We start from the raw sequence: 18,484 nt of genomic DNA on the forward strand, positions 1-18,484 counted from the left end.
ATGAGAGATACGTTCTCATCAATTGCAGTAAACAAAAAAGGAGGGATAGGTATGTTACGATATAAAATAATCTTCACGCTGTTGCTTTCAATATTATTATTTATAAGCTGCAGTGATTATAAGAAAGGCACTGATGATCGGCCGGCACCACCGATAAAACATGAATTGGTTCTCAAAAAAGATCAAAACAAATGGAAAGTAAGAAAGCCAAGGGTAACAAGGGGGGACACATTGGTTTGGGTCGCACCTGATTCCTCAGACATGAGTTTTCAGTTCCCGGGAAATATAAGTCGTTTCTTAGAACCATTAAATGACCAAAAAGACAAGTTGACGGATGGTTATCTGAAGTATTTAAAGGCCGGGGATTCTTTAAGACTCGTTGTAAAAAGAACTGCACCATACAGGGTAATTGAATATGCCATATTTGTTTTGGCTGATAGTATGTATGTTGAAGGCGACACTCCACCCGAGATACAGGTTGAGTGGTAGGCTTTTTTGCCAGGCAATGGTGAATTTTATTTACTTATGAGTATCATTGATGAGTATTGCAAGCGAAAGTGAGTCAAGTTATTACGCCCTATATGAATAATAAATCAGGGTAAGCTTGATAATACATAAGATTTTAATAATCAATTAGATATCACTTCCGTTATTGTCAGATCGTTGCTCTTGGAAAAACTGCTTAAGTAGCCATTCACAATCCTGTTCCATAATACCCTGTATTACTTCAACCTGATGGTTGAGTTTATTGTTGGCGGCAAGGTTAAACAATGATCCGCAGGCACCGCTTTTTGAATCTGTTGCCCCAAATACAATACGGTCAATTTTTGACCAAACCAGCGCACCGGCACACATAGGGCAGGGCTCCAAAGTTACGTACAGTGTACATCCCTCAAGGTATTTATTGTCGAGGGTAGAGCATGCCGCTGAAATTGCCAGCATCTCAGCATGGGCCGTAGCGTCTTTCAATCGCTCTGTTTGATTATATCCTTTTCCGATGATGCGGTCTTGTTTTACAATAATAGCCCCTACCGGAATTTCTTTTTCTTCATATGCCTGTTCAGCCAGCAGAAATGCTTTTTGCATATGCTGTTGATGCTTTTTCATAGGAGGTATGTTCTTCATACTCTAAATATCATATTCATAAGTGTTGGCATTTGATTCTTATAAATTTTAATAGCTATAATCAGATGCAAATTTCAAAGCATAAAAATACAAGAATGGACGCTGTAAAAGAAAGTATTGTAAAACTGCTGGAATCACATATCAGGAATGTACCCGATTTCCCCAAAACGGGCATACAATTTAAGGATATTACTCCACTGCTCAAGAATCCAGACACCCTGGAATTAACTTCCCAGGTCTTGGCCCGACCCTTCAGGCACAGTAACATTGACCATGTCATTGGTCTGGAGTCCAGGGGTTTCTTGTTCGGCACAAATCTGGCTCAGGATCTTCATGCCGGATTTGTGCCCATTCGAAAACCTGATAAACTCCCTGCCGAGGTCATATCTTCCAGTTATGAATTGGAATATGGTACAGATACCATTGAAATGCATGCAGATGCTCTGAGTGAAGGCGATCGCGTCATTATTCATGATGATCTGATTGCTACAGGCGGATCTGCGAAAGCGGCAACAGAACTGGTTGAAAAGCTGGGAGCTGTTGTAGTAGGCTACTCATTCATTATTGAGCTGGCGGCGCTTCAAGGTAAAGATATTCTAAAACCTGACACCGACATAGACATATTAGTAAGCATATAGGCAAAACAGCGGGAACATTTGTTAATCTGACATCTATAATTAATTGAAGAGTGATATTTAACAATTAATTAAAAGATGGCATAATGATGCGTTTGAGCAAGTTATTAAAAGCACTGCTGCTTATTTGTGTTACTGTTTTCATGGGGTGCAAACAGACACTAGTTATCAGTGACGTTGATTATTCACAGCCAATTGAATCGGTTTTGGAGACCGATGAAAATGGAACGGTCAATGATGTTAGAACCGGACTTTCCTTTAATATTCTACCTCTACAATATGCAGAAACTCAGGATAGCAGTTCAGTGACAACTGAGGAAGTACGAATGATACGTGGCAATGAAGGATACTATTACATCACTTCACCTGGCTATCAAAATGTGTACGTGATGGCACCGGAAAAAAGTACTCTGAAACTTAAGAATAAGATTCTGATAAAAGAGGGAGGAATTTCAAAACCTGCCTTCAATCAGAGAAATCCTTATGTGCAACTGCTTAATCGTGAAACCGGGGAAAACTATGCACTGACGGAAAAAGGTATTCAGAAACCCGATTCAAATGAAAACACTGAAGAGGAAGCCAGTTAATTATGAGATTAATGAATAATTCGATAACCGTTCGTAAAACGTTATTTGCCGTACTTGTTGGTATTTTATTAAGCTGTAATTACACAGCAATGGGACAGGAAGTGAAGTCCGACTACGAAATACAGCAAAACTTCAAAAATCAGTACAATGACATAAACAGCAAGCTTACAAATACCCAGAGTACAGATTCTGTCAATGCATTAATTGAGAGGGTTAAAACACTGGAACAAAATTTTAGTGAGCATGAGGAGCTGTTAGATGTTGCACTTTATCCTGAAACATTCAGTGATAAAATGGATGGGCTTAAGCGTCGCGTGTTGGCATCAAAAAATCAGATTACCACGATTGAACAGCAGGAAGAACAACTGCAGGAACTCACCCAACAGATGACTTCCTACGATACCAGGCTCGATGATTTAAATGATCGCACCGATTCATTGAGAAGGGCTATGCAGAAGTCACTCCAAAGCGAGAAGCAATTAACAAGCATGGTACGAAGATATCGGGAAAGCCTGGAACAGCGGGATGAGCTCATCCTTTCTTTTGTTGACTCGGTAATGATTACCTATCAGAAACTTAAGGTGGAAACCATGCAGGATCTTGAAAACGCCAAAAAACGTGCAAGGTTTAACGCTGATGGTAATGCTTTGAAGATGGTCATGAATATTGCCGATGAAAACCTGACTATTCTCAATTCCGGGCAAGATCTAACCGCCGGTGACTACCTGCGAATGAATGCCGTGCAGCAGCAATTTGAGAATATGTGGGATAAAGTCGGGGAAAATCTGGTGGAGATCTATGCGGAAGGCGATAAGCAACAAGCCAGGGAAAATATTGGTTCTGCGATTTCCAAGTGGAATGAAGAGGTTTCAGCAAAGACCTGGACTTCAATTAATGCTTCTTTTGACAGTGCAGGAATCGACCTGCCCAAATTCAATGACAATGAAACCTTCTATCAGACTTTAGACAGCTATCTTGCCGAATCTATTAAGGCAAGCGAAAAGGGTAGTGGCGAAACTTCATTAAAAAATTACAAAGCTTTCAGTAACTTCTGGTCAGGAAGGGTACAAGCGGACTGGACACCTTATATTATAGAAGCTAATGTATTGAGTAATGAACAGATGGCAAGTATTGATAATCAATTATCAATTTGGGCGTCAAATGCAGAACCCGACTCTAATAACCTGCTGGTCTACCTTCTTGGATTCAGCATCTTAGCTATCGTTGCACTCGGAATTATGCTGGCAAGAGAAAAGAAGGATCCCAAAGAATAAACTTTATTTTAAAGTCACTATAACAAAACCCTGTAAGTCAAACTCTTGCAGGGTTTTTTTAGTTAGGCAAAACTTCTGGATGGCATATCAAAAAATAGAGCAGAACCGAACCAAAAGATCAATAACACGTAGAGAAGCGTGAATAGTATACCAATGATAATTACTATTTTATTAAAGAAGAAAAATTTACGTTGATTTTCCATAGCCTCAAGTAATAGAGTAAAATCTTTATCTCTGACAAATTCTCTATACTGATCTGCCGAGTCTTTTAATTTGATGCAGTAAATGATTAGAGGTATTCCGTACAGAGCTCCAAAAATCGTAAAACAGTAAAATATCCCTACGATTAAATAAAATATCGCATAGAATTTCATATCTGAAGCCATATTACTTACCGTATCGGATAGAAGTTCACCCTGTAGTACAGAGATATTTTGAAGGGTTATCTGATCTTCCGAAGCATTGACGTCCATTTTTATATCTGTTAATTTAAATAGGGTTGAATCGCAATTCAGTATAGCCAGATAAGTAGACTATAAAAAAGAAATTATCTCAACGTGTGTTGCCTTCCGGAGTCAAAGTAACTCCAAGACTCAAGCCGAATCGCGGATGAAACCCATTACGATCAATGATTGGGGTAAATGCTGCTTTAAAAGTAAACTTTCCCGGATCATCAGGAAAAAATCGATAACCTGCTGAAAAGGTCAAACTGGGCGGCTTGACATAATCCCAGTTTTCCGCATCATAAATAGTTCCAAACATAAAACCTGCCCCCAGCTCAAATTTACTGGCTTTTTCGCCGATCAATTTCTGACCCATGACGAGTCCAATAAGTGCATTAGATTCTCCTATTCTAGAATAAGGGCCTCTTTCCCCACCAATAGTTCTTCCAAAACTGCTATATAGATAAGAACCACCCAAGCGAATACCATAGCCATTTTTAAATAGCACATCATAGTTAAGTGAGTAAAATATTCCGTTTCCACCCAATTCCAGGTAAATACTTTGCTTTGGTATTTCATAATTGCTTGGTTTTTCAAAAGGTTGGGCGAATAAGGTAGAACTTACCCCAAGCAACAAAAATAGACCTAATATAATGATCCTTGCTTTCATACTATTTTAAATATCGCTCTCTCTGATACACTATTATGATATGCGACTGCTGAACTCTCACATCTAATTAACTATAGAAAATAAAATTCAAAAAGCACAGTAAATATTAATTATTTGATCATTTTGTAATAATTACCGGGACTTCTAAATAGATAAGCAAGTGATGAATAGGAGCTATTGAACAAGGATATGGTATTTACCCGTATTTTTAGGTGGATAACTCCAGTTTACCGGACCTTTATCAAATCGGTAGTGAAGTCGAAACAGCACGGTATTTTGCCATTCTTTAGAGAAATACCGGTAAGCCTGATCCCAGAGTTCTCCATCTCCCCATCCGTCATGTATCAATACAAGTTTGGTTTTATTGGCGGATTTACCCGCGGGAAACAATTTTAGTAAAACATGGGTCTGCTGGTTTCCAATACCGGGAAGTTCAGCCGGATTATTCCAGGTGAACGAGAGCAGACGGTAATTTTCGACTGCGAGTATATGAAGATTTTCAGCTCCTCTCTGACCCTCAGGTGCTTCAGGATAAAAAAAGATATCCATTGAACCGTTTACACGCAGATCCACCTCACAGTCAGGTGCCAAAAATGATTCCAGCCCACTTTCGGTAGTCCAGGCTTTCCAAACATCTTGTATTGGTGCATTGACAATAGTCTGAAGATGTATATTCCGATCAAGTTTCTGGGCATCGATACTCTTTGCATAGAGAAAAAATGCCATAGAAATGACGAAAGTAACGACTACGTGTTTATTTTTTAACATTCTTTGTCTCCAGCTTTTGCAAAATGATCTCTTCTTTCTCTTCGTCGGTTAGCGAACTGTTAAAATTATACAGTGCTTGCTCCCAAGATCCATATACAGGATTTGGCAGGATATACCATTTTTGCCCCCAACGTTGCCGGTTGTCATTTATAAGTCGCATTCTTTCACTTTCACTAATTTCCTTCGCAGGAATAAAATCATTCAAATCATCCCCGAACAGCATAAGAACCCGGTAATTGTCTGCAACAAAATTTCGCCTGTTTATCTTATCTGATGTCCATTCTTTCCGTTCGTTTTTACTGAGTATAACATCTCCGCTATCGGGTAGTGGATAACCTAATTCTTGTAAATTTTTCCGGGTACCTTCTTCAACGGAGGCTTCCCTGTTGGTCAGATAAATGACTTTTATTCCCTCTTTTGCAGCCTGTTGAGTAAATTTGAGTGATCCCGGAACCGGATCAGCTTGTGCTTCCATCACCCATTCATTCCATTGGGCTAAATCAAATTCTGCGCCCTGTTTAATCATTCTTGCCTGAAAGGCTGAGTTATCAAGAACAGTTTCATCTACATCCAAGATTACAGCAGGAGGGAGGTTATGATAATTATTATCCTGGGATGGGATAGCAGACCAGTAGGAGTCCTCCTTAGCCAGAGCAATATTGGAAGCAGCAGTCTGATAGACCATCGTGGTTAATGCCTGGTACTCAGCTGCATTTTGTACCCATAAAGTAGCCTGAGTTGTAGGGTGATCACTAATCTCTTTTCCGGGAGCGCATGAAATAAATAATATAGAAAGCAATATAAGTAATACGTAATTGCAGATATACCTATTATTTGAAGATGAAGGGTCTGTACATGTCTTTAATTTAGAAATCATATTCTGATTCGATTAATTAGATTATTAACTCATTTACAGGATGATAGAGTGAAGAATATCTTGTATTATTGGTCTCATTAATCAAGCGTTTTAACATATGAAAAATAACTGTGACAGACGATCTTAGCATTATCGGAAGGGTAGAGGTTGTTGACTTTCCTGAATGGGACCTTTACGATATAAATGCTAAAATTGATACCGGTGCTTACACCTCAAGTCTTCACTGTCATCATATTGAACGTATTCATAAAGATGGAAAAAAGTACGTTCGTTTTAATTTGCTTGACCCATCACATGAAACATATAATGAAAAACTTTTTGAACTGCCCATTCATAAATCCAAAACTGTAAAAAGTTCCAACGGGGTATCAGAAGAACGATTCATCGTGAAAACGAATCTCGTTGTACTTGGTAAAACGCTGGAAGCGGAACTATCGCTGACAGACAGATCAGAGATGAGATATCCCGTTCTGATAGGCCGTAAGTTGATAAAGGGACATTTCATTGTTGATGTTACCAAGAAATTTCAGAACCGTAATTGATTCAAGAATAATAGTTATACATGCACATTGTAGTTTTATCCCGTAATTCAAAATTATATTCCACAAGCAGACTAGTTGAAACTATCGAAGAGTCCGGTCACGAAGCAACTGTTCTTGACCATTTGAAGTGTGATCTGGTATCTGAAAAAGATAACCCGAGTATTTATTACCGTGGTACCAAGATTGAAGGTGTAGATGCAGTGATTCCAAGAATAGGGGCTTCGGTTACTTTTTACGGATCTGCCGTTGTACGTCAATTCGAAATGATGAAAATATTTACAGCAGTAGAATCCCAGGCACTGGTCAGGTCTCGTGACAAACTGAGAAGTCTGCAAATTCTAGCAAGGGCAGGGGTCGGTATGCCCAAAACAGTGTTCACGAATTACTCTTCGGAAGTGAAAAAAGTGATTGCTTCAGTAGGAGGTCCGCCTCTGATCGTCAAACTGTTAGAGGGAACACAAGGGGTGGGTGTAGTCCTTGCACCGACTCAGAAAGCTGCAGAATCGATTATACAGGCATTTCACAGCATGAAGGCACGTGTTATCGTGCAGGAATTCATCGAGGAAGCCAAAGGCGAAGATATCCGAGCGTTTGTGGTGGATGGAAAAGTTGTTGGTGCAATGAAACGCAAGGGGAAAGACGGCGAATTTCGATCCAATGTTCACAGGGGCGGCAGCGTGGAACTCATCAAATTGAATAAACAACAGAGAAAAGCTGCTTTAGTTGCCGCCAGGTCAATGGGACTATCTATTGCAGGTGTAGATATGTTACAGTCCGATCGAGGACCGTTAATCCTTGAGGTAAATTCTTCTCCGGGACTTGAAGGAATTGAGCGTGCAACACAAAAAGATATTGCCGGTCAGATCATCCGTTTCATTGAAAAAAAAGTACAACAACAACGAGATAATAAAAGTACGCGCAGGAAGATTAAAAGCGATGCCTGATTCAATAACGATCAATAAGAAAAAAATCGGGCTGGGAGAACATGCTGAGATCTTTCTCAACATCGCCCGGCTGCCAACCTATACCAACATCGATTTACCGGTATATGTGTATCGGGCCGAAGAGGACGGACCGGTGCTACTTCTTACAGGAGGGTTGCACGGGGATGAAATCAACGGAATTGAAATTATCCGAAGGCTAATTGACAGGGAAAAGATTGTACCTGAGCGAGGTACCGTTATAGCTATGCCTGTAGTGAATGTATATGGGTTTATTCAAAATGTGCGGGGATTACCTGACGGTAAAGATATAAATCGCAGTTTTCCGGGTTCTAAAGGAGGCTCACTAGCCAAATTGTTGGCTTATACGTTAATGAATGAAATCATACCGCAAATTGATTACGGAATTGATTTTCATACCGGAGGTTCAGCAAGAGCCAACTTTCCCCAAATACGTTGCACCCTAAATATTCCAAAGAACAAAGAGCTGGCCAAAGCTTTTGCTCCGCCTATCATTATTAACTCTGCTCTCATAAATAAATCATTCAGAAAGGCCGCTAAGAAGAAAGGTAAGCATATACTGGTGTATGAATCGGGAGAGTCGCTCAGATATGATGAATCTGGCATCGAAGAAGGTATGAACGGTACGATGCGCGTGATGAAGCACCTGGATATGATTGATTCGGCACCTGATCCCAATGATAGCGAAGTATTTTATAAAACAACCTGGGTGCGGGCCAAATATGCCGGACTATTCAGCTCTAAAATAGAATTGGGTGAAAAAGTTAATAAAAGACAAGTTTTGGGCCATATAAATGATCCCTTCGGGCAAGAATGGTTCAAATCAATGAGTCCCCAAAATGGACGAGTAATAGGCTTAAACAATACGCCGGTGGTACATAAGGGGGATGCCCTGGTTCATCTGGCTTATAATCTCAATAAATAAGAATACCTACAGATAGTTATGAAAGACGATTTAATCTTTCACGTTGTAAAAAAAGAAGATTGGAAAACACAGAAAAAAGACTCAAGATATCACCCCGAAACCATTGATACCGAAGGGTTTATACATTGTTCGACAGGCAGAAATATTGAGGAAGTTACCAATAGATTGTATAGTGGAGAAGATGATATTCTGCTGATTATCATCAATACTACACTGGTTGATCCTGAAATAAGATATGAAAATTGTGGAAATTCGGATATCAAATACCCACATATTTATGGGCCTTTGAATATGGACGCTGTAATTGATAAAATTGAACTGGCAAGCGAAGATGACGGAAGTTATAAAATATCTTTTTCCGAGAATTAGACATGACATTATTTGAAGCTGCTTTAAATCATATATGCGAGACGGCTAAAATTCCTTCCTTCAGCACCTATGAAGAGAGAATACATCCTTATATAAGAAGTGTATTTAAATCGATACCACACGCTGAAGAGATCCGTGTACCGGGAAACAGTCTTATCTTTAGCGTTCCGAATGCCCAATCTAATTATACAGTAGCACTTGCAGCTCACCTGGATAAAATCAATCACTTTGGTAACAAACACCCGGCTGAACTGCCGGTTAAAGTCACTGAATCACATATTCAGGGAGCAATGGACGATTGTGCAGGTTTAGGCATCATATTATCTATTGCCGAGCACTTGGATTCGATAGGTGAGGTACCCAACTTTTTGTTTTTCTTTTCAGAAATGGAGGAAAGCAAAGGCCTTAAAGAGCATCCGGAACTACTTCGGAATATAGGCAAAGGTTATGAACATGGGATCGGGGCCAAACGCATATCTAAGACTTGTCTTCAAAATGAGTTTATTCCTGATGAAATTATAACTGTAGACACCACTCCGCTCTTTAAAGGAGAATCCGGCGTGGCTCTCTATTCGAAACATTGGGAATTAAATGACCTGGATCCGAATAAAGAACTCAAAAACAAGACCACTCAAGCAGAAAACAGATTTAAGGAGATCGATTCGAAGATACATTTGGATAATAACACCAATGATTACCTTCACTATGGATACGAATTTAATATCAACAGTGATAAACCTGTGGTATCAAATGCTTTGGAACCCGCCATCTATCCATATCACCAAAAAGGTGAAAAAGTGTACAAGAAGGACATTGAACGAGTTCTAAACATATTAGCGGATTATCTAAATTCAGTTGCTTAATGAGCTACTGTTTTTTATACAATCCGTCATCCAATAGAAATAGGTCATATAATAGTTTTCTGAAGCTAAAGGAGCTGACTGCCGATTGGAGAGATACACGATTTATCAGCACAGAATCGCGCTTGCACCTAAAATCGGAAGCAAAAAAAGCAGCACTTCGTTACGATACCGTAGTTGCCTGCGGTGGTGATGGAACCGTCAGAGATGTTGCCGTAGCCTTGTTAAAGTCTGAGGCTAACCTGGGTGTGATACCTTTGGGCAGTGGTAATGACTTTTCAAAGAGTATTGGTTTAGACAAAGATCTTGAAAGATCCGTCGAGGTACTGAAAAGAAGAAAAACCCGTTATATTTCAGTCGGTAAGTGCAATGATTTTCATTTCATAAATACTCTTGGTTTTGGTTTTGACGGACAAACCAACCGATATGCCATGGCGAGCAAAGTACGATTTGGCTCGTTACGCTATGCTCTGTCCGCTTTAAAAGCAAATTTTCTGCGTAGTCCATTTAAGGTAAACATCTCTATTGACGGAACTTTGTTGGATGAAAGTGACTGGATCATGATTACAGCTGCCAATGGAAGGGTAGAAGGAGGTAATTTTGTGATTGCACAGGATGCTAATCCCTTTGATGAATTGTTACGGATTGTAATGATCAGATCTATTTCAAAAGGACTTTTGCCTTTCTTATTACCCTTATTTCTAATTGGCAAGCAGGAATGGCTTCCTTATTACGAGTGCCGTAAGGCTAAAAAGGCATTTTTGGAATTCAATAGGCCGGTTTACATCCATACAGACGGTGAACAAATCACCAGTAACGATACAAAGTTTGATATTACACTATATCCCAAGTCATTAGAAGTGATATGCAGGTAAAATAACTGCTACTTGAGAATGCCTTTTATTATGTGCAGTACGCCATTTTGAGCTCTTATATTCATCTTCAAGACTTCTGCATTGTTTATCTTTACCGGATTTTCGCCAGGTTTTAAAACAAGTGTTACGCCACCCATTGAAGTAGCCCTGGCCATCACTTTCATATTTCTTTCAGTAGCATAACCGGTCATGATATGGTTCAGTAAAAGATTCCTGATTGATGATGAAGTAATGTTCTTACCTGAAGTTTCTCTATCAAATGACTCGTTAATTGGGGCAAATATGGTGAAGGGGCCGTTACCTGATAGTTCTTCATCAATCCCATTTGCTTCCAAAGCAGCTGCAAAGGAGCTGAGATTGCTATGATTCTTGATGACCGTCATGATTTTTTGGGAATTTGCCAATTCAGGATTCGCCATTAGTAAAAAGGCAGCTAAAAGGAGGCCTATCCCTCTGTTAATATTCATTTTATTGATGACTTTAATTACTGTTGAATAAAGCCGAATATTTGTCTGTAGATACTTAGATGAAATAAATCTTAGCTGTAACCAACTAAAAAAAAATGTAATAGGCAACAAGATAGCTTTATAGTGCACCGATAATCTGTTGCAACTGAGAAAAGGTGACAGGCTTTACCAGGTAAGCTTCATAATTGGTCTTAGAAGCCCTTAATTTTGTGGATTCATCTGAATTACCGGTAATATAGATTACCGGGATGGAGTCATTCTTTGATTGGATCTTTTGCATAGCTTCGATCCCGTCCATATTATCTTCAAGCATAATATCCATAAGGATAAGATCAACATGCATTTCATCGATAGCTGAAACCGCTGCTTCTCCTTTTGCATAGGCGCCAAGAACCTCATGACCCATTTTTTGGACCATTTTTGTAAGCATAAGGGATATAAGCCGGTCATCCTCAATGATAAGAATCTTCATATGCGCCCAATCTATTTAATTTCTCCACAAATAATCTAAATTTGTTAAAAAATACAAGGTAAGTTAATGACCGACAATACTTTATAAAGGTTTACAAATACGGAATATTAACTAGAAGGCATCAATGTATGACTCGGGAATGGTTCACTACATTATTCGACATGCTGGAATTGTTTATAGAGAGGAAGTAGGAAAAACATACATTTTCAATAAATCTAAAGCAGATAAATGGGTAATTCCTGTCATACTATTTATTACAACGCCGAATTCATTATTAATTATTGAAATGACAATTTTGGCCTAATGAGTATATATATGTCGTATAATTTATATTATGTAAAGTTTAAATAAATCTATCTATTCCCTTATTCACTACACTATCAAACAATACTTTAAAAATGTTACTGCTGTAATGCCTCCTTAATGGAACGAAAATCAGGAACCTGGCTAGCATCATCTAAAACTTCTGCATATTCAACTTGCTTATCCTCACCTATTACAAAGGCAGCTCTTTTGGCGACACCTACCATTCCGTAGAAATCATCATATAGAGCGTCGTACTTTTCAGATACTTCCCTGTTGAAATCACTTAAAAGTGTGAAGTTCAAATTTTGGGCTTTCTTGAACTCTTTTAACGTAAAGAAACTGTCTACACTAATGCCAATCACTTTGGCATCCAATGAATTATATAGTTTCATATTATCTCTTACTGTGCAAAGTTCTTCTGTGCACTTACTAGAAAAAGCTAATGGGAAAAATAGCAATAAGCCTTTAGACCCATTTAGATAATTATATATCTCGACAGGTTCTCCTTCTGTATTTTGCAATTCAAAATTGGGCGCAGTATCCCCACTATCTATAGACATAATATGTTGTATAAGGTTTATATTTGAATGGTATCCTTGCTTGAAGGATTCTTTTTTCTGGCATATTCATACCCGTATAGAGTCATGAGAAGGCTGCTAATAAGCAAAGTTTTCCATAACCAACCTGTATTCTCATTCACTCCGGGTATATACCAATAGATGATGAAGGTTATCAGGAATAAAATAATTCCCACCAGGATGTACATATATCGTTTTTCTCTGTAGGTATAAACCGAATACATCAGCAATGCAACCAGAATGGCTCCTCCCTGGTAAATACTAAGTAACCAATCCTTCAAGGCATAGGTGTTGGCTACCAATACATAAGATAAGACTATAAAAAGCGGTAAAGCGGCATAAACTAGTGGAAATTGGGCAAATACGGGCTTAGACTGTCGGATAAACACTGCCAAAGCGCTTAAAACGAATGCCAGCGCAATAATATGTCCCCATTCTACAACTATATCTGAATATAGTGTAAGATCAATGGCATCTAGCCACCCATCAACCACTACACTAGCCTGGGTAGTGGCAAATACCAGGGCCGCAATACTCAATCCCAGAAACTTTAATCTATCGCTACCTTCTGCATAATTATAACACCTATAACCGCAATAAAAACCGACGAAACTAAGTAGTAATGCATCCCATGCCATAAAATACTAGGATCTCAGGAATTTTCGGGTTCTTGTCTGGATCGGGCGGCCTGTTTTTGTTCAATTTCCCGGCGGGTTTGCTTCTCTTGTTCAAATACCATGACCAGATCTGCTATTTGCTTGAGCATAGATCGATCAAATCGTATCATTTGCTGCATAAAATCGTATAAGGTAATTTCTTTATTGTCGTCATAAATAACTATCTCCCAGTCAATTAGCGGAATATTTTTTATGACATTTACAACACCCGCCCGATGTTTGGCGAGTTTGCTGAGCAACTTTTGTATATCGTCTAGCTTCTCTTGATCTACCTCAAATGTTTCACGAAAATGCTCAAAATCACCAAGTCTGGTAGGTCTTGGATTTTTAAAAGCCTGTTCCAAGATTGGCCGGTAGTATGATAGCTGTGCATGATCTATGAGCAGCAGCATTTCAGCAATGGATTTGCCGTCGGGTGGTGTTTCCGTGTACGGCACATTCTCTATAACATATTTAAGTGCCTCTGCTTCATCTTCAAGATATGCAGCATCTTCTACCAGTGTGTCAAGCTGTTCCTGCGTAATTTCCCGGTCTGTCATGAATATCTATAAATCTTGTTTATCTGGCCCAATCAGAATCAGCTTTCGTCTTATCGTTACTTTTCTGTTGCTCCAGCATCTCGACCAATGATAAGCCTGAATTGAATTCACGATCCCGGTCTCGTACAGAATGTATGTTGTTCTCCTCCTGGAAATCCCAAAACTTTCCGAATTGCCTGTTTTTGTATTCCCTCAGAAAATCAAGTCTTTCCTTCAAATCTTCTTTAGGAACCAACAAACGTTGTTTATCATAAATAGCTTCTTCCCTGCTTTCAAAGACAATATCATAGTCTTTGGACATAACTATTGCCTCTTCAGGACAAACCTCTTCACAGTAACCGCAGTAGATGCAGCGTAACATATTAATTTCAAAGAAGTCGGGATATCGTTCTTTAGGATCATCTGCATCTTCGTTTGCCTGCATGCTAATAGCAAGCGGCGGGCAAGCACGGGCGCAGAGTCCGCAAGCCACACAGCGTTCTTTACCATCGTCTTCTACTAGTACCGGTCTTCCTCTGAAAATTGCGGGAGGGTCCCATTTTTCTTCCGGATAATTTAGTGTAAAGGTGGGCTGAAATATTTGTTTAAAAGAGTACCAAAGAGCCTTCAGAATTTCCGGCAAATAAAGACTTTCTGAAAAGGATAGCTTACGCTCCCGCTCGTAATTCTGATTCAGCGCATTGGCACGTGGTTTATCTAGATTCTCAATTTGAGCCATGTGTAAGTTCTGAGCCGCTTTAAATAGTTTGAGGTAATAAGAACCAGCTAAAAATAACTTATTAAGTGGTTCACTTCAAAAGTAAAAATTTTTATTTCTGTTTGAACGTCATGGTAATAGGTACACCCTTGAAACCGAACTCTTCCCTGATCCGTTTCTCAATAAAACGCCGATAATTGGCCGGAAGCTCAGATGGCGTATTCATAAAGAATTTGAATACAGGCGGAGCTGATTTTACCTGTGTAGCATATTTGATCTTCAAGGCATGTCCCCTTTTAATAGGAAGCGGACGTTCTTTAGCAATCCGCTGCAAGAAATCGTTAAAGTCGGGTGTACTGATAACTTTTTCTCGTTCCTGGATCACTTCTTCTGCTACCTCAATAACTTTACCGATACGTTTTTTATTCGTAGCTGATATGCTCACAATGGGTACCCATTTCATATTGGGCACTTCAGCATAGATATATTCTTCAAATTCTTTGAGCAGATTCGTGTCTTTTTCAGGAACCAGATCCCATTTATTCAGAACGATTACAATTCCCTTGTTAAAACGTTCTGCCTCACTGAGTATGTGCTTGTCCTGTGCTTCAAAACCCCTCATGGCGTCGAGCATAATAATTGCCACGTCACAATCCCTTAAAGCTCTGTCGGTTCTTACAGCACTATAAAACTCAACATTTTCCTCTACTTTTCTTCTTTTTCTGAGCCCGGCCGTATCCACCAATATGTAGGTCTTATCGTTATAAACCAGCTTACTGTTAATGGAATCGCGCGTAGTACCGGGTATATCCGTGACGATGCAGCGTTCATCATCCAGCATGGCATTCACAAAACTGCTTTTGCCTACATTCGGCCGACCGACAACTGCCAGTTTTGGATATTTACTTTCGGGTTCTTCTGTCTCTTCGGGAAGTAGTTCCACGAGACGATCTAAAAGATCACCGGTACCTGTGCCATTAATTGCTGAGACAGGAAAAAGTTCTTCAAAACCCAAGCTGTAAAATTCTGTGGCATTTAATGCCCTCTCTTCGTTATCAGACTTATTCGCAACTAACAAAACAGGTTTTTCCTGTTGACGAAGTAAATTTGCCACCGACATATCAAGGCTGGTAATTCCCGCTTCGGTATCAACTACGAACAGAATAATATCCGACTCGTCAAGGGCAATGTGCACCTGCTCTCGGATACCTTCAATCATAACGTCGGTTGCATCCGGTTGATATCCACCTGTATCAATTACGGTAAATTCTCGGCCGTTCCAGTGCGACTCCCCATAATGACGGTCACGGGTAACCCCGTACTGATCATCAACAATGGCTTTGCGACTTCCTATAAGTCTGTTAAAGATGGTAGACTTGCCTACATTTGGCCTTCCTACTATTGAAACTACGGGGAGCATGTTGATTATATTCTTGTTATTTTGTTTTGATTCGAAAGCGATGAAAATAACGATTATAAAGCTCAAAGTAGAGTATTAATTCACATGCTTCAGACCTTTTATAACAATTTTGGATTTTTCGGTTCAATCTGCCTGGCTTTCCTGGTATTTCTTATCTTTATTTTCTGGATTGCGGGAATTGCCGGTATTGCCCAGCTCCCTGAAGAACAGAATAAAAATCTCAAACTTGTAGTCTCCGCATTATTTCCTCCCTTTCCTTTCTTCTGGTTACTCTATGATATGTATCGACAAAAGAGGCTTATGAAAGAATAAGATCGCACTTACTACAGTAATCCGTAGCTTTCTTTCGGATTGCTGAGAGTGTACAATTCGTTATCCATTCAGGAACTGTAATAAAACGGTTCATAAACCAATGGTAGAATTATTTGAAGGTCTCTACTCCTCAAATTATTGGTTCAGCAAGTTTCTTTTACAAAGGGGGTTGGCTCTTATTTATCTCCTGGCATTTACTAATGCTCTGAATCAATTTATCCCATTATTGGGTAGCAAAGGCTTATTACCTGTTCCACAGTTCCTCGAACGGATGAGCTTTAAGAAGAAACCCAGTCTGTTTCACTGGCACTATTCTGATACGTACTTTAAGACCGTTGCATACATTGGCTTTTTTCTCTCCCTACTGGCACTTTCTGGTATTTCCGATTCGGGTCCGGTTTGGGCATCAATGGTTGTCTGGTTTTTATTGTGGATCATTTACTTATCCATTGTAAATGTTGGAAACATATTTTACGGTTTCGGATGGGAATCTATGCTGTTGGAAGCAGGATTCTACGCCATTTTTCTTGGCCCGTTATCCTGGTCTACTCCAATACTTATGATCTGGATTTTCAGATGGATGGTTTTTCGGGTGGAGTTCGGAGCCGGTCTGATTAAAATGCGTGGTGATTCATGCTGGAGAGATCTTACATGCCTCAATTATCATCATGAAACACAGCCTTTACCCAATTCCCTGAGTTGGTTTTTTCACCAGCTTCCGGAGCCATTGCACAAGGCTGAAACCTTTTTTAATCATCTGGTTCAGCTGGTTATAGTTTGGGGACTTTTCTTCCCTCAACCTGTAGCTTCAATTGCAGCGGGGCTTATCATCCTGTCCCAAGGTTATCTTATTATAAGCGGTAACTATTCCTGGCTAAACTGGTTAACTATTATACTTGCATTCAGTGGATTCAGTGATGAGATTTTAAATTCACTTACAGGAATGGCCGTGCCGTCTGTTACTTCAGTTCCTTTCTATTTTGAAACCCTCGTTGTATTACTGACACTAATTGTGATCTATTTAAGTTTCGATCCCGTGAGAAATATGCTTTCAAAAAGCCAAAAAATGAACTTTAGTTTTAATCCCATTCATCTTGTTAATACATATGGAGCTTTTGGCAGTGTCACTAAAGAGCGATACGAAATTATTATTGAAGGTACCGATGACAAGTTTCCAGATGAAAACGCAACCTGGAAGGCATACGAATTCAAAGGCAAACCCGGTAATCCTGCACGCAGACCACCGCTTGTTTCCCCGTACCACCTAAGGCTGGATTGGCAAATGTGGTTTGCAGCAATGAGCAGAAGTCCCAGACGGCATCCATGGTTTCAATCTTTAATAGCAAGATTACTGCAAAACGACGAGTCAACTCTAAATTTACTTAGAGAGAATCCTTTCCCAGAAGACCCGCCTCTCTCCATCAGGGCTAGATTATTTAAATATGAATATACCAGCCATAAAGAGCGTAAGAAAACCGGAAACTGGTGGAAACGTGAATACGTTCAGGATTACATGAAACCTCAATCACTTTATAGCGATGAGTAACCTTTAAAGGTTTGAAAGAGGTGCAACATTCCCTCTTTGAATGAATAGTAGTGTGACTACTGTTATCAACTGTTATATATAATCAAAAACTGAGCATTGTGTTTTTATTGGAATCTGATGAACTACTTGAACATACTTCCAATATTGTTCATGAGGATACACAAAAGCAAAAACTGAATCTCGACCTGACCATATCAAAGATTTTTTCTTTTACGGAGGCCGGTTCTCTAGATTTCGGAGGAAGCGAGTTTGAAGAAGCAGGAGGTAAATATATTGAACCGGTCAAACAGTCTACCAATGCCGACTACGGATGGTGGATACTGAAAGAAGGCACCTATCAAGCAATATTTAATGAAAGCCTTCATAACCTTGAAGATACTCTTGTGGCTATTTCACTGCATGAGCATGCATCGAAAGCAGGTATTATTGCCAATTCTCGCATTTTGACACCTGATCATAGCGTGGACGAAATATCAATCAATTTTCAGGTTCCAACTAATGGTTGTAATATCAAGGAAAATGCCCGCTTTGCGACTTTGCATTTAATCGCTGATTAGT

At 39.5% G+C, this 18,484-nt stretch carries 25 protein-coding genes; 13 read left to right on the top strand and 12 right to left on the bottom strand.

All coding sequences use genetic code 11. The features are described 5' to 3' along the window. Entirely contained in the window at positions 1–489 is a 489-nt protein-coding gene (locus tag G3570_RS07095; protein ID WP_165140689.1) for a hypothetical protein, read from the top strand. 144 nt (positions 490–633) lie between these two features. On the opposite strand, the gene tadA is transcribed toward G3570_RS07095, so the two are convergent. Next, entirely contained in the window at positions 634–1,107 is a 474-nt protein-coding gene (gene tadA, locus G3570_RS07100; RefSeq protein WP_428841713.1) for a tRNA adenosine(34) deaminase TadA, read from the bottom strand. Positions 1,108–1,220: 113 nt separating this feature from the next. Here tadA and G3570_RS07105 point away from each other — a divergent pair, with 113 nt between their 5' ends. The 3 genes from G3570_RS07105 to G3570_RS07115 all read left to right on the top strand — a co-directional run bounded on the left by G3570_RS07105 (position 1,221) and on the right by G3570_RS07115 (position 3,621). Further along, positions 1,221–1,763, top strand: coding sequence for an adenine phosphoribosyltransferase (locus G3570_RS07105; protein ID WP_165140693.1), 543 nt, complete (start codon positions 1,221–1,223; stop codon positions 1,761–1,763). 92 nt (positions 1,764–1,855) lie between these two features. After that, positions 1,856–2,347, top strand: coding sequence for a hypothetical protein (locus G3570_RS07110; protein WP_428841714.1), 492 nt, complete (start codon positions 1,856–1,858; stop codon positions 2,345–2,347). Positions 2,348–2,358: 11 nt separating this feature from the next. Beyond that, the gene (locus G3570_RS07115; RefSeq protein WP_165140694.1) at positions 2,359–3,621 is read left to right on the top strand and encodes a hypothetical protein; all 1,263 of its coding nucleotides are present in this window, start codon (positions 2,359–2,361) and stop codon (positions 3,619–3,621) included. A 62-nt stretch (positions 3,622–3,683) separates the two neighbouring features. Here G3570_RS07115 and G3570_RS07120 read toward each other — a convergent pair whose 3' ends face one another. The 4 genes from G3570_RS07120 to G3570_RS07135 form a co-directional block, all read right to left on the bottom strand. Continuing rightward, entirely contained in the window at positions 3,684–4,094 is a 411-nt protein-coding gene (locus G3570_RS07120; RefSeq protein WP_165140696.1) for a DUF5362 family protein, read from the bottom strand. A gap of 79 nt (positions 4,095–4,173) precedes the next feature. Then, positions 4,174–4,734 carry a hypothetical protein gene (locus tag G3570_RS07125; protein WP_165140698.1) on the bottom strand — a complete coding sequence of 187 codons (561 nt, stop codon included), beginning with the start codon at positions 4,732–4,734 and terminating at the stop codon, positions 4,174–4,176. A gap of 174 nt (positions 4,735–4,908) precedes the next feature. Next, complete coding sequence (locus tag G3570_RS07130) at positions 4,909–5,502, bottom strand: SRPBCC family protein (RefSeq protein ID WP_165140700.1); 594 nt, start codon at positions 5,500–5,502, stop codon at positions 4,909–4,911. Beyond that, entirely contained in the window at positions 5,489–6,301 is an 813-nt protein-coding gene (locus G3570_RS07135) for a 5'-nucleotidase, lipoprotein e(P4) family (RefSeq protein WP_165140702.1), read from the bottom strand. The genes G3570_RS07130 and G3570_RS07135 overlap by 14 nt, the downstream gene beginning before the upstream one ends. Positions 6,302–6,489: 188 nt before the next feature. On the opposite strand from G3570_RS07135, the gene G3570_RS07140 reads away from it, so the two are divergent. The 6 genes from G3570_RS07140 to G3570_RS07165 are packed head-to-tail and all read left to right on the top strand — an operon-like array spanning position 6,490 to position 10,912. Further along, complete coding sequence (locus G3570_RS07140; RefSeq protein WP_165140704.1) at positions 6,490–6,921, top strand: putative ATP-dependent zinc protease; 432 nt, start codon at positions 6,490–6,492, stop codon at positions 6,919–6,921. Between the two features lie 20 nt (positions 6,922–6,941). Then, positions 6,942–7,865 carry a 30S ribosomal protein S6--L-glutamate ligase gene (gene rimK / locus G3570_RS07145; protein WP_165140706.1) on the top strand — a complete coding sequence of 308 codons (924 nt, stop codon included), beginning with the start codon at positions 6,942–6,944 and terminating at the stop codon, positions 7,863–7,865. Beyond that, complete coding sequence (locus G3570_RS07150; RefSeq protein WP_165140708.1) at positions 7,858–8,808, top strand: succinylglutamate desuccinylase/aspartoacylase family protein; 951 nt, start codon at positions 7,858–7,860, stop codon at positions 8,806–8,808. Before rimK ends, G3570_RS07150 begins: the two co-directional genes overlap by 8 nt. Positions 8,809–8,826: 18 nt before the next feature. After that, entirely contained in the window at positions 8,827–9,177 is a 351-nt protein-coding gene (locus G3570_RS07155; RefSeq protein WP_165140710.1) for a DUF952 domain-containing protein, read from the top strand. Positions 9,178–9,179: 2 nt separating this feature from the next. Continuing rightward, positions 9,180–10,040 (top strand): succinyl-diaminopimelate desuccinylase, encoded by an 861-nt coding sequence (locus G3570_RS07160; RefSeq protein WP_165140712.1) that lies wholly within the window; start codon positions 9,180–9,182, stop codon positions 10,038–10,040. Next, on the top strand, positions 10,040–10,912 hold the full coding sequence (locus tag G3570_RS07165) for a diacylglycerol/lipid kinase family protein (RefSeq protein ID WP_165140714.1): 873 nt from the start codon (positions 10,040–10,042) through the stop codon (positions 10,910–10,912). Before G3570_RS07160 ends, G3570_RS07165 begins: the two co-directional genes overlap by 1 nt. 8 nt (positions 10,913–10,920) lie before the next feature. Here the strand turns inward: G3570_RS07165 and G3570_RS07170 are convergent, their stop codons facing one another. The 7 genes from G3570_RS07170 to der form a co-directional block, all read right to left on the bottom strand. Further along, complete coding sequence (locus G3570_RS07170; protein WP_165140716.1) at positions 10,921–11,379, bottom strand: fasciclin domain-containing protein; 459 nt, start codon at positions 11,377–11,379, stop codon at positions 10,921–10,923. 118 nt (positions 11,380–11,497) lie between these two features. Continuing rightward, complete coding sequence (locus G3570_RS07175) at positions 11,498–11,851, bottom strand: response regulator (protein WP_165140717.1); 354 nt, start codon at positions 11,849–11,851, stop codon at positions 11,498–11,500. Positions 11,852–12,252: 401 nt separating this feature from the next. Continuing rightward, complete coding sequence (locus G3570_RS07180; RefSeq protein ID WP_165140719.1) at positions 12,253–12,717, bottom strand: redoxin domain-containing protein; 465 nt, start codon at positions 12,715–12,717, stop codon at positions 12,253–12,255. A gap of 17 nt (positions 12,718–12,734) precedes the next feature. Next, complete coding sequence (locus tag G3570_RS07185; protein ID WP_165140721.1) at positions 12,735–13,373, bottom strand: hypothetical protein; 639 nt, start codon at positions 13,371–13,373, stop codon at positions 12,735–12,737. A gap of 14 nt (positions 13,374–13,387) precedes the next feature. Beyond that, on the bottom strand, positions 13,388–13,951 hold the full coding sequence (locus G3570_RS07190) for a hypothetical protein (RefSeq protein ID WP_165140723.1): 564 nt from the start codon (positions 13,949–13,951) through the stop codon (positions 13,388–13,390). A gap of 19 nt (positions 13,952–13,970) precedes the next feature. Further along, positions 13,971–14,669, bottom strand: coding sequence for a NuoI/complex I 23 kDa subunit family protein (locus G3570_RS07195; protein WP_165140725.1), 699 nt, complete (start codon positions 14,667–14,669; stop codon positions 13,971–13,973). Between the two features lie 91 nt (positions 14,670–14,760). Continuing rightward, positions 14,761–16,068 (bottom strand): ribosome biogenesis GTPase Der, encoded by a 1,308-nt coding sequence (gene der / locus G3570_RS07200; protein ID WP_165140727.1) that lies wholly within the window; start codon positions 16,066–16,068, stop codon positions 14,761–14,763. Between the two features lie 84 nt (positions 16,069–16,152). On the opposite strand from der, the gene G3570_RS07205 reads away from it, so the two are divergent. From G3570_RS07205 to G3570_RS07215, 3 genes are all read left to right on the top strand, one after another. Further along, on the top strand, positions 16,153–16,380 hold the full coding sequence (locus tag G3570_RS07205) for a hypothetical protein (RefSeq protein WP_165140729.1): 228 nt from the start codon (positions 16,153–16,155) through the stop codon (positions 16,378–16,380). A 100-nt stretch (positions 16,381–16,480) separates the two neighbouring features. Further along, positions 16,481–17,926 (top strand): lipase maturation factor family protein, encoded by a 1,446-nt coding sequence (locus G3570_RS07210; RefSeq protein ID WP_165140731.1) that lies wholly within the window; start codon positions 16,481–16,483, stop codon positions 17,924–17,926. Positions 17,927–18,024: 98 nt separating this feature from the next. Further along, positions 18,025–18,483, top strand: coding sequence for a dCTP deaminase/dUTPase family protein (locus G3570_RS07215; protein WP_165140733.1), 459 nt, complete (start codon positions 18,025–18,027; stop codon positions 18,481–18,483). Position 18,484: the final 1 nt, after the last annotated feature.

This window comes from Halalkalibaculum roseum, assembly GCF_011059145.1.
In the GTDB taxonomy this organism is placed as follows: domain Bacteria; phylum Bacteroidota; class Rhodothermia; order Balneolales; family Balneolaceae; genus Halalkalibaculum; species Halalkalibaculum roseum.

Coding starts and splice junctions, on each gene's coding strand:
- G3570_RS07095 (WP_165140689.1), top strand. CDS start 1: ATGAGAGATACGTTCTCATCAATTGCAGTAAACAAAAAAGGAGGGATA.
- tadA (WP_428841713.1), bottom strand. CDS start 1,107: ATGAAAAAGCATCAACAGCATATGCAAAAAGCATTTCTGCTGGCTGAA.
- G3570_RS07105 (WP_165140693.1), top strand. CDS start 1,221: ATGGACGCTGTAAAAGAAAGTATTGTAAAACTGCTGGAATCACATATC.
- G3570_RS07115 (WP_165140694.1), top strand. CDS start 2,359: ATGAATAATTCGATAACCGTTCGTAAAACGTTATTTGCCGTACTTGTT.
- G3570_RS07120 (WP_165140696.1), bottom strand. CDS start 4,094: ATGGACGTCAATGCTTCGGAAGATCAGATAACCCTTCAAAATATCTCT.
- G3570_RS07125 (WP_165140698.1), bottom strand. CDS start 4,734: ATGAAAGCAAGGATCATTATATTAGGTCTATTTTTGTTGCTTGGGGTA.
- G3570_RS07130 (WP_165140700.1), bottom strand. CDS start 5,502: ATGTTAAAAAATAAACACGTAGTCGTTACTTTCGTCATTTCTATGGCA.
- rimK (WP_165140706.1), top strand. CDS start 6,942: ATGCACATTGTAGTTTTATCCCGTAATTCAAAATTATATTCCACAAGC.
- G3570_RS07150 (WP_165140708.1), top strand. CDS start 7,858: ATGCCTGATTCAATAACGATCAATAAGAAAAAAATCGGGCTGGGAGAA.
- G3570_RS07155 (WP_165140710.1), top strand. CDS start 8,827: ATGAAAGACGATTTAATCTTTCACGTTGTAAAAAAAGAAGATTGGAAA.
- G3570_RS07160 (WP_165140712.1), top strand. CDS start 9,180: ATGACATTATTTGAAGCTGCTTTAAATCATATATGCGAGACGGCTAAA.
- G3570_RS07165 (WP_165140714.1), top strand. CDS start 10,040: ATGAGCTACTGTTTTTTATACAATCCGTCATCCAATAGAAATAGGTCA.
- G3570_RS07170 (WP_165140716.1), bottom strand. CDS start 11,379: ATGAATATTAACAGAGGGATAGGCCTCCTTTTAGCTGCCTTTTTACTA.
- G3570_RS07175 (WP_165140717.1), bottom strand. CDS start 11,851: ATGAAGATTCTTATCATTGAGGATGACCGGCTTATATCCCTTATGCTT.
- G3570_RS07180 (WP_165140719.1), bottom strand. CDS start 12,717: ATGTCTATAGATAGTGGGGATACTGCGCCCAATTTTGAATTGCAAAAT.
- G3570_RS07185 (WP_165140721.1), bottom strand. CDS start 13,373: ATGGCATGGGATGCATTACTACTTAGTTTCGTCGGTTTTTATTGCGGT.
- G3570_RS07190 (WP_165140723.1), bottom strand. CDS start 13,951: ATGACAGACCGGGAAATTACGCAGGAACAGCTTGACACACTGGTAGAA.
- G3570_RS07195 (WP_165140725.1), bottom strand. CDS start 14,669: ATGGCTCAAATTGAGAATCTAGATAAACCACGTGCCAATGCGCTGAAT.
- der (WP_165140727.1), bottom strand. CDS start 16,068: ATGCTCCCCGTAGTTTCAATAGTAGGAAGGCCAAATGTAGGCAAGTCT.
- G3570_RS07205 (WP_165140729.1), top strand. CDS start 16,153: ATGCTTCAGACCTTTTATAACAATTTTGGATTTTTCGGTTCAATCTGC.
- G3570_RS07210 (WP_165140731.1), top strand. CDS start 16,481: ATGGTAGAATTATTTGAAGGTCTCTACTCCTCAAATTATTGGTTCAGC.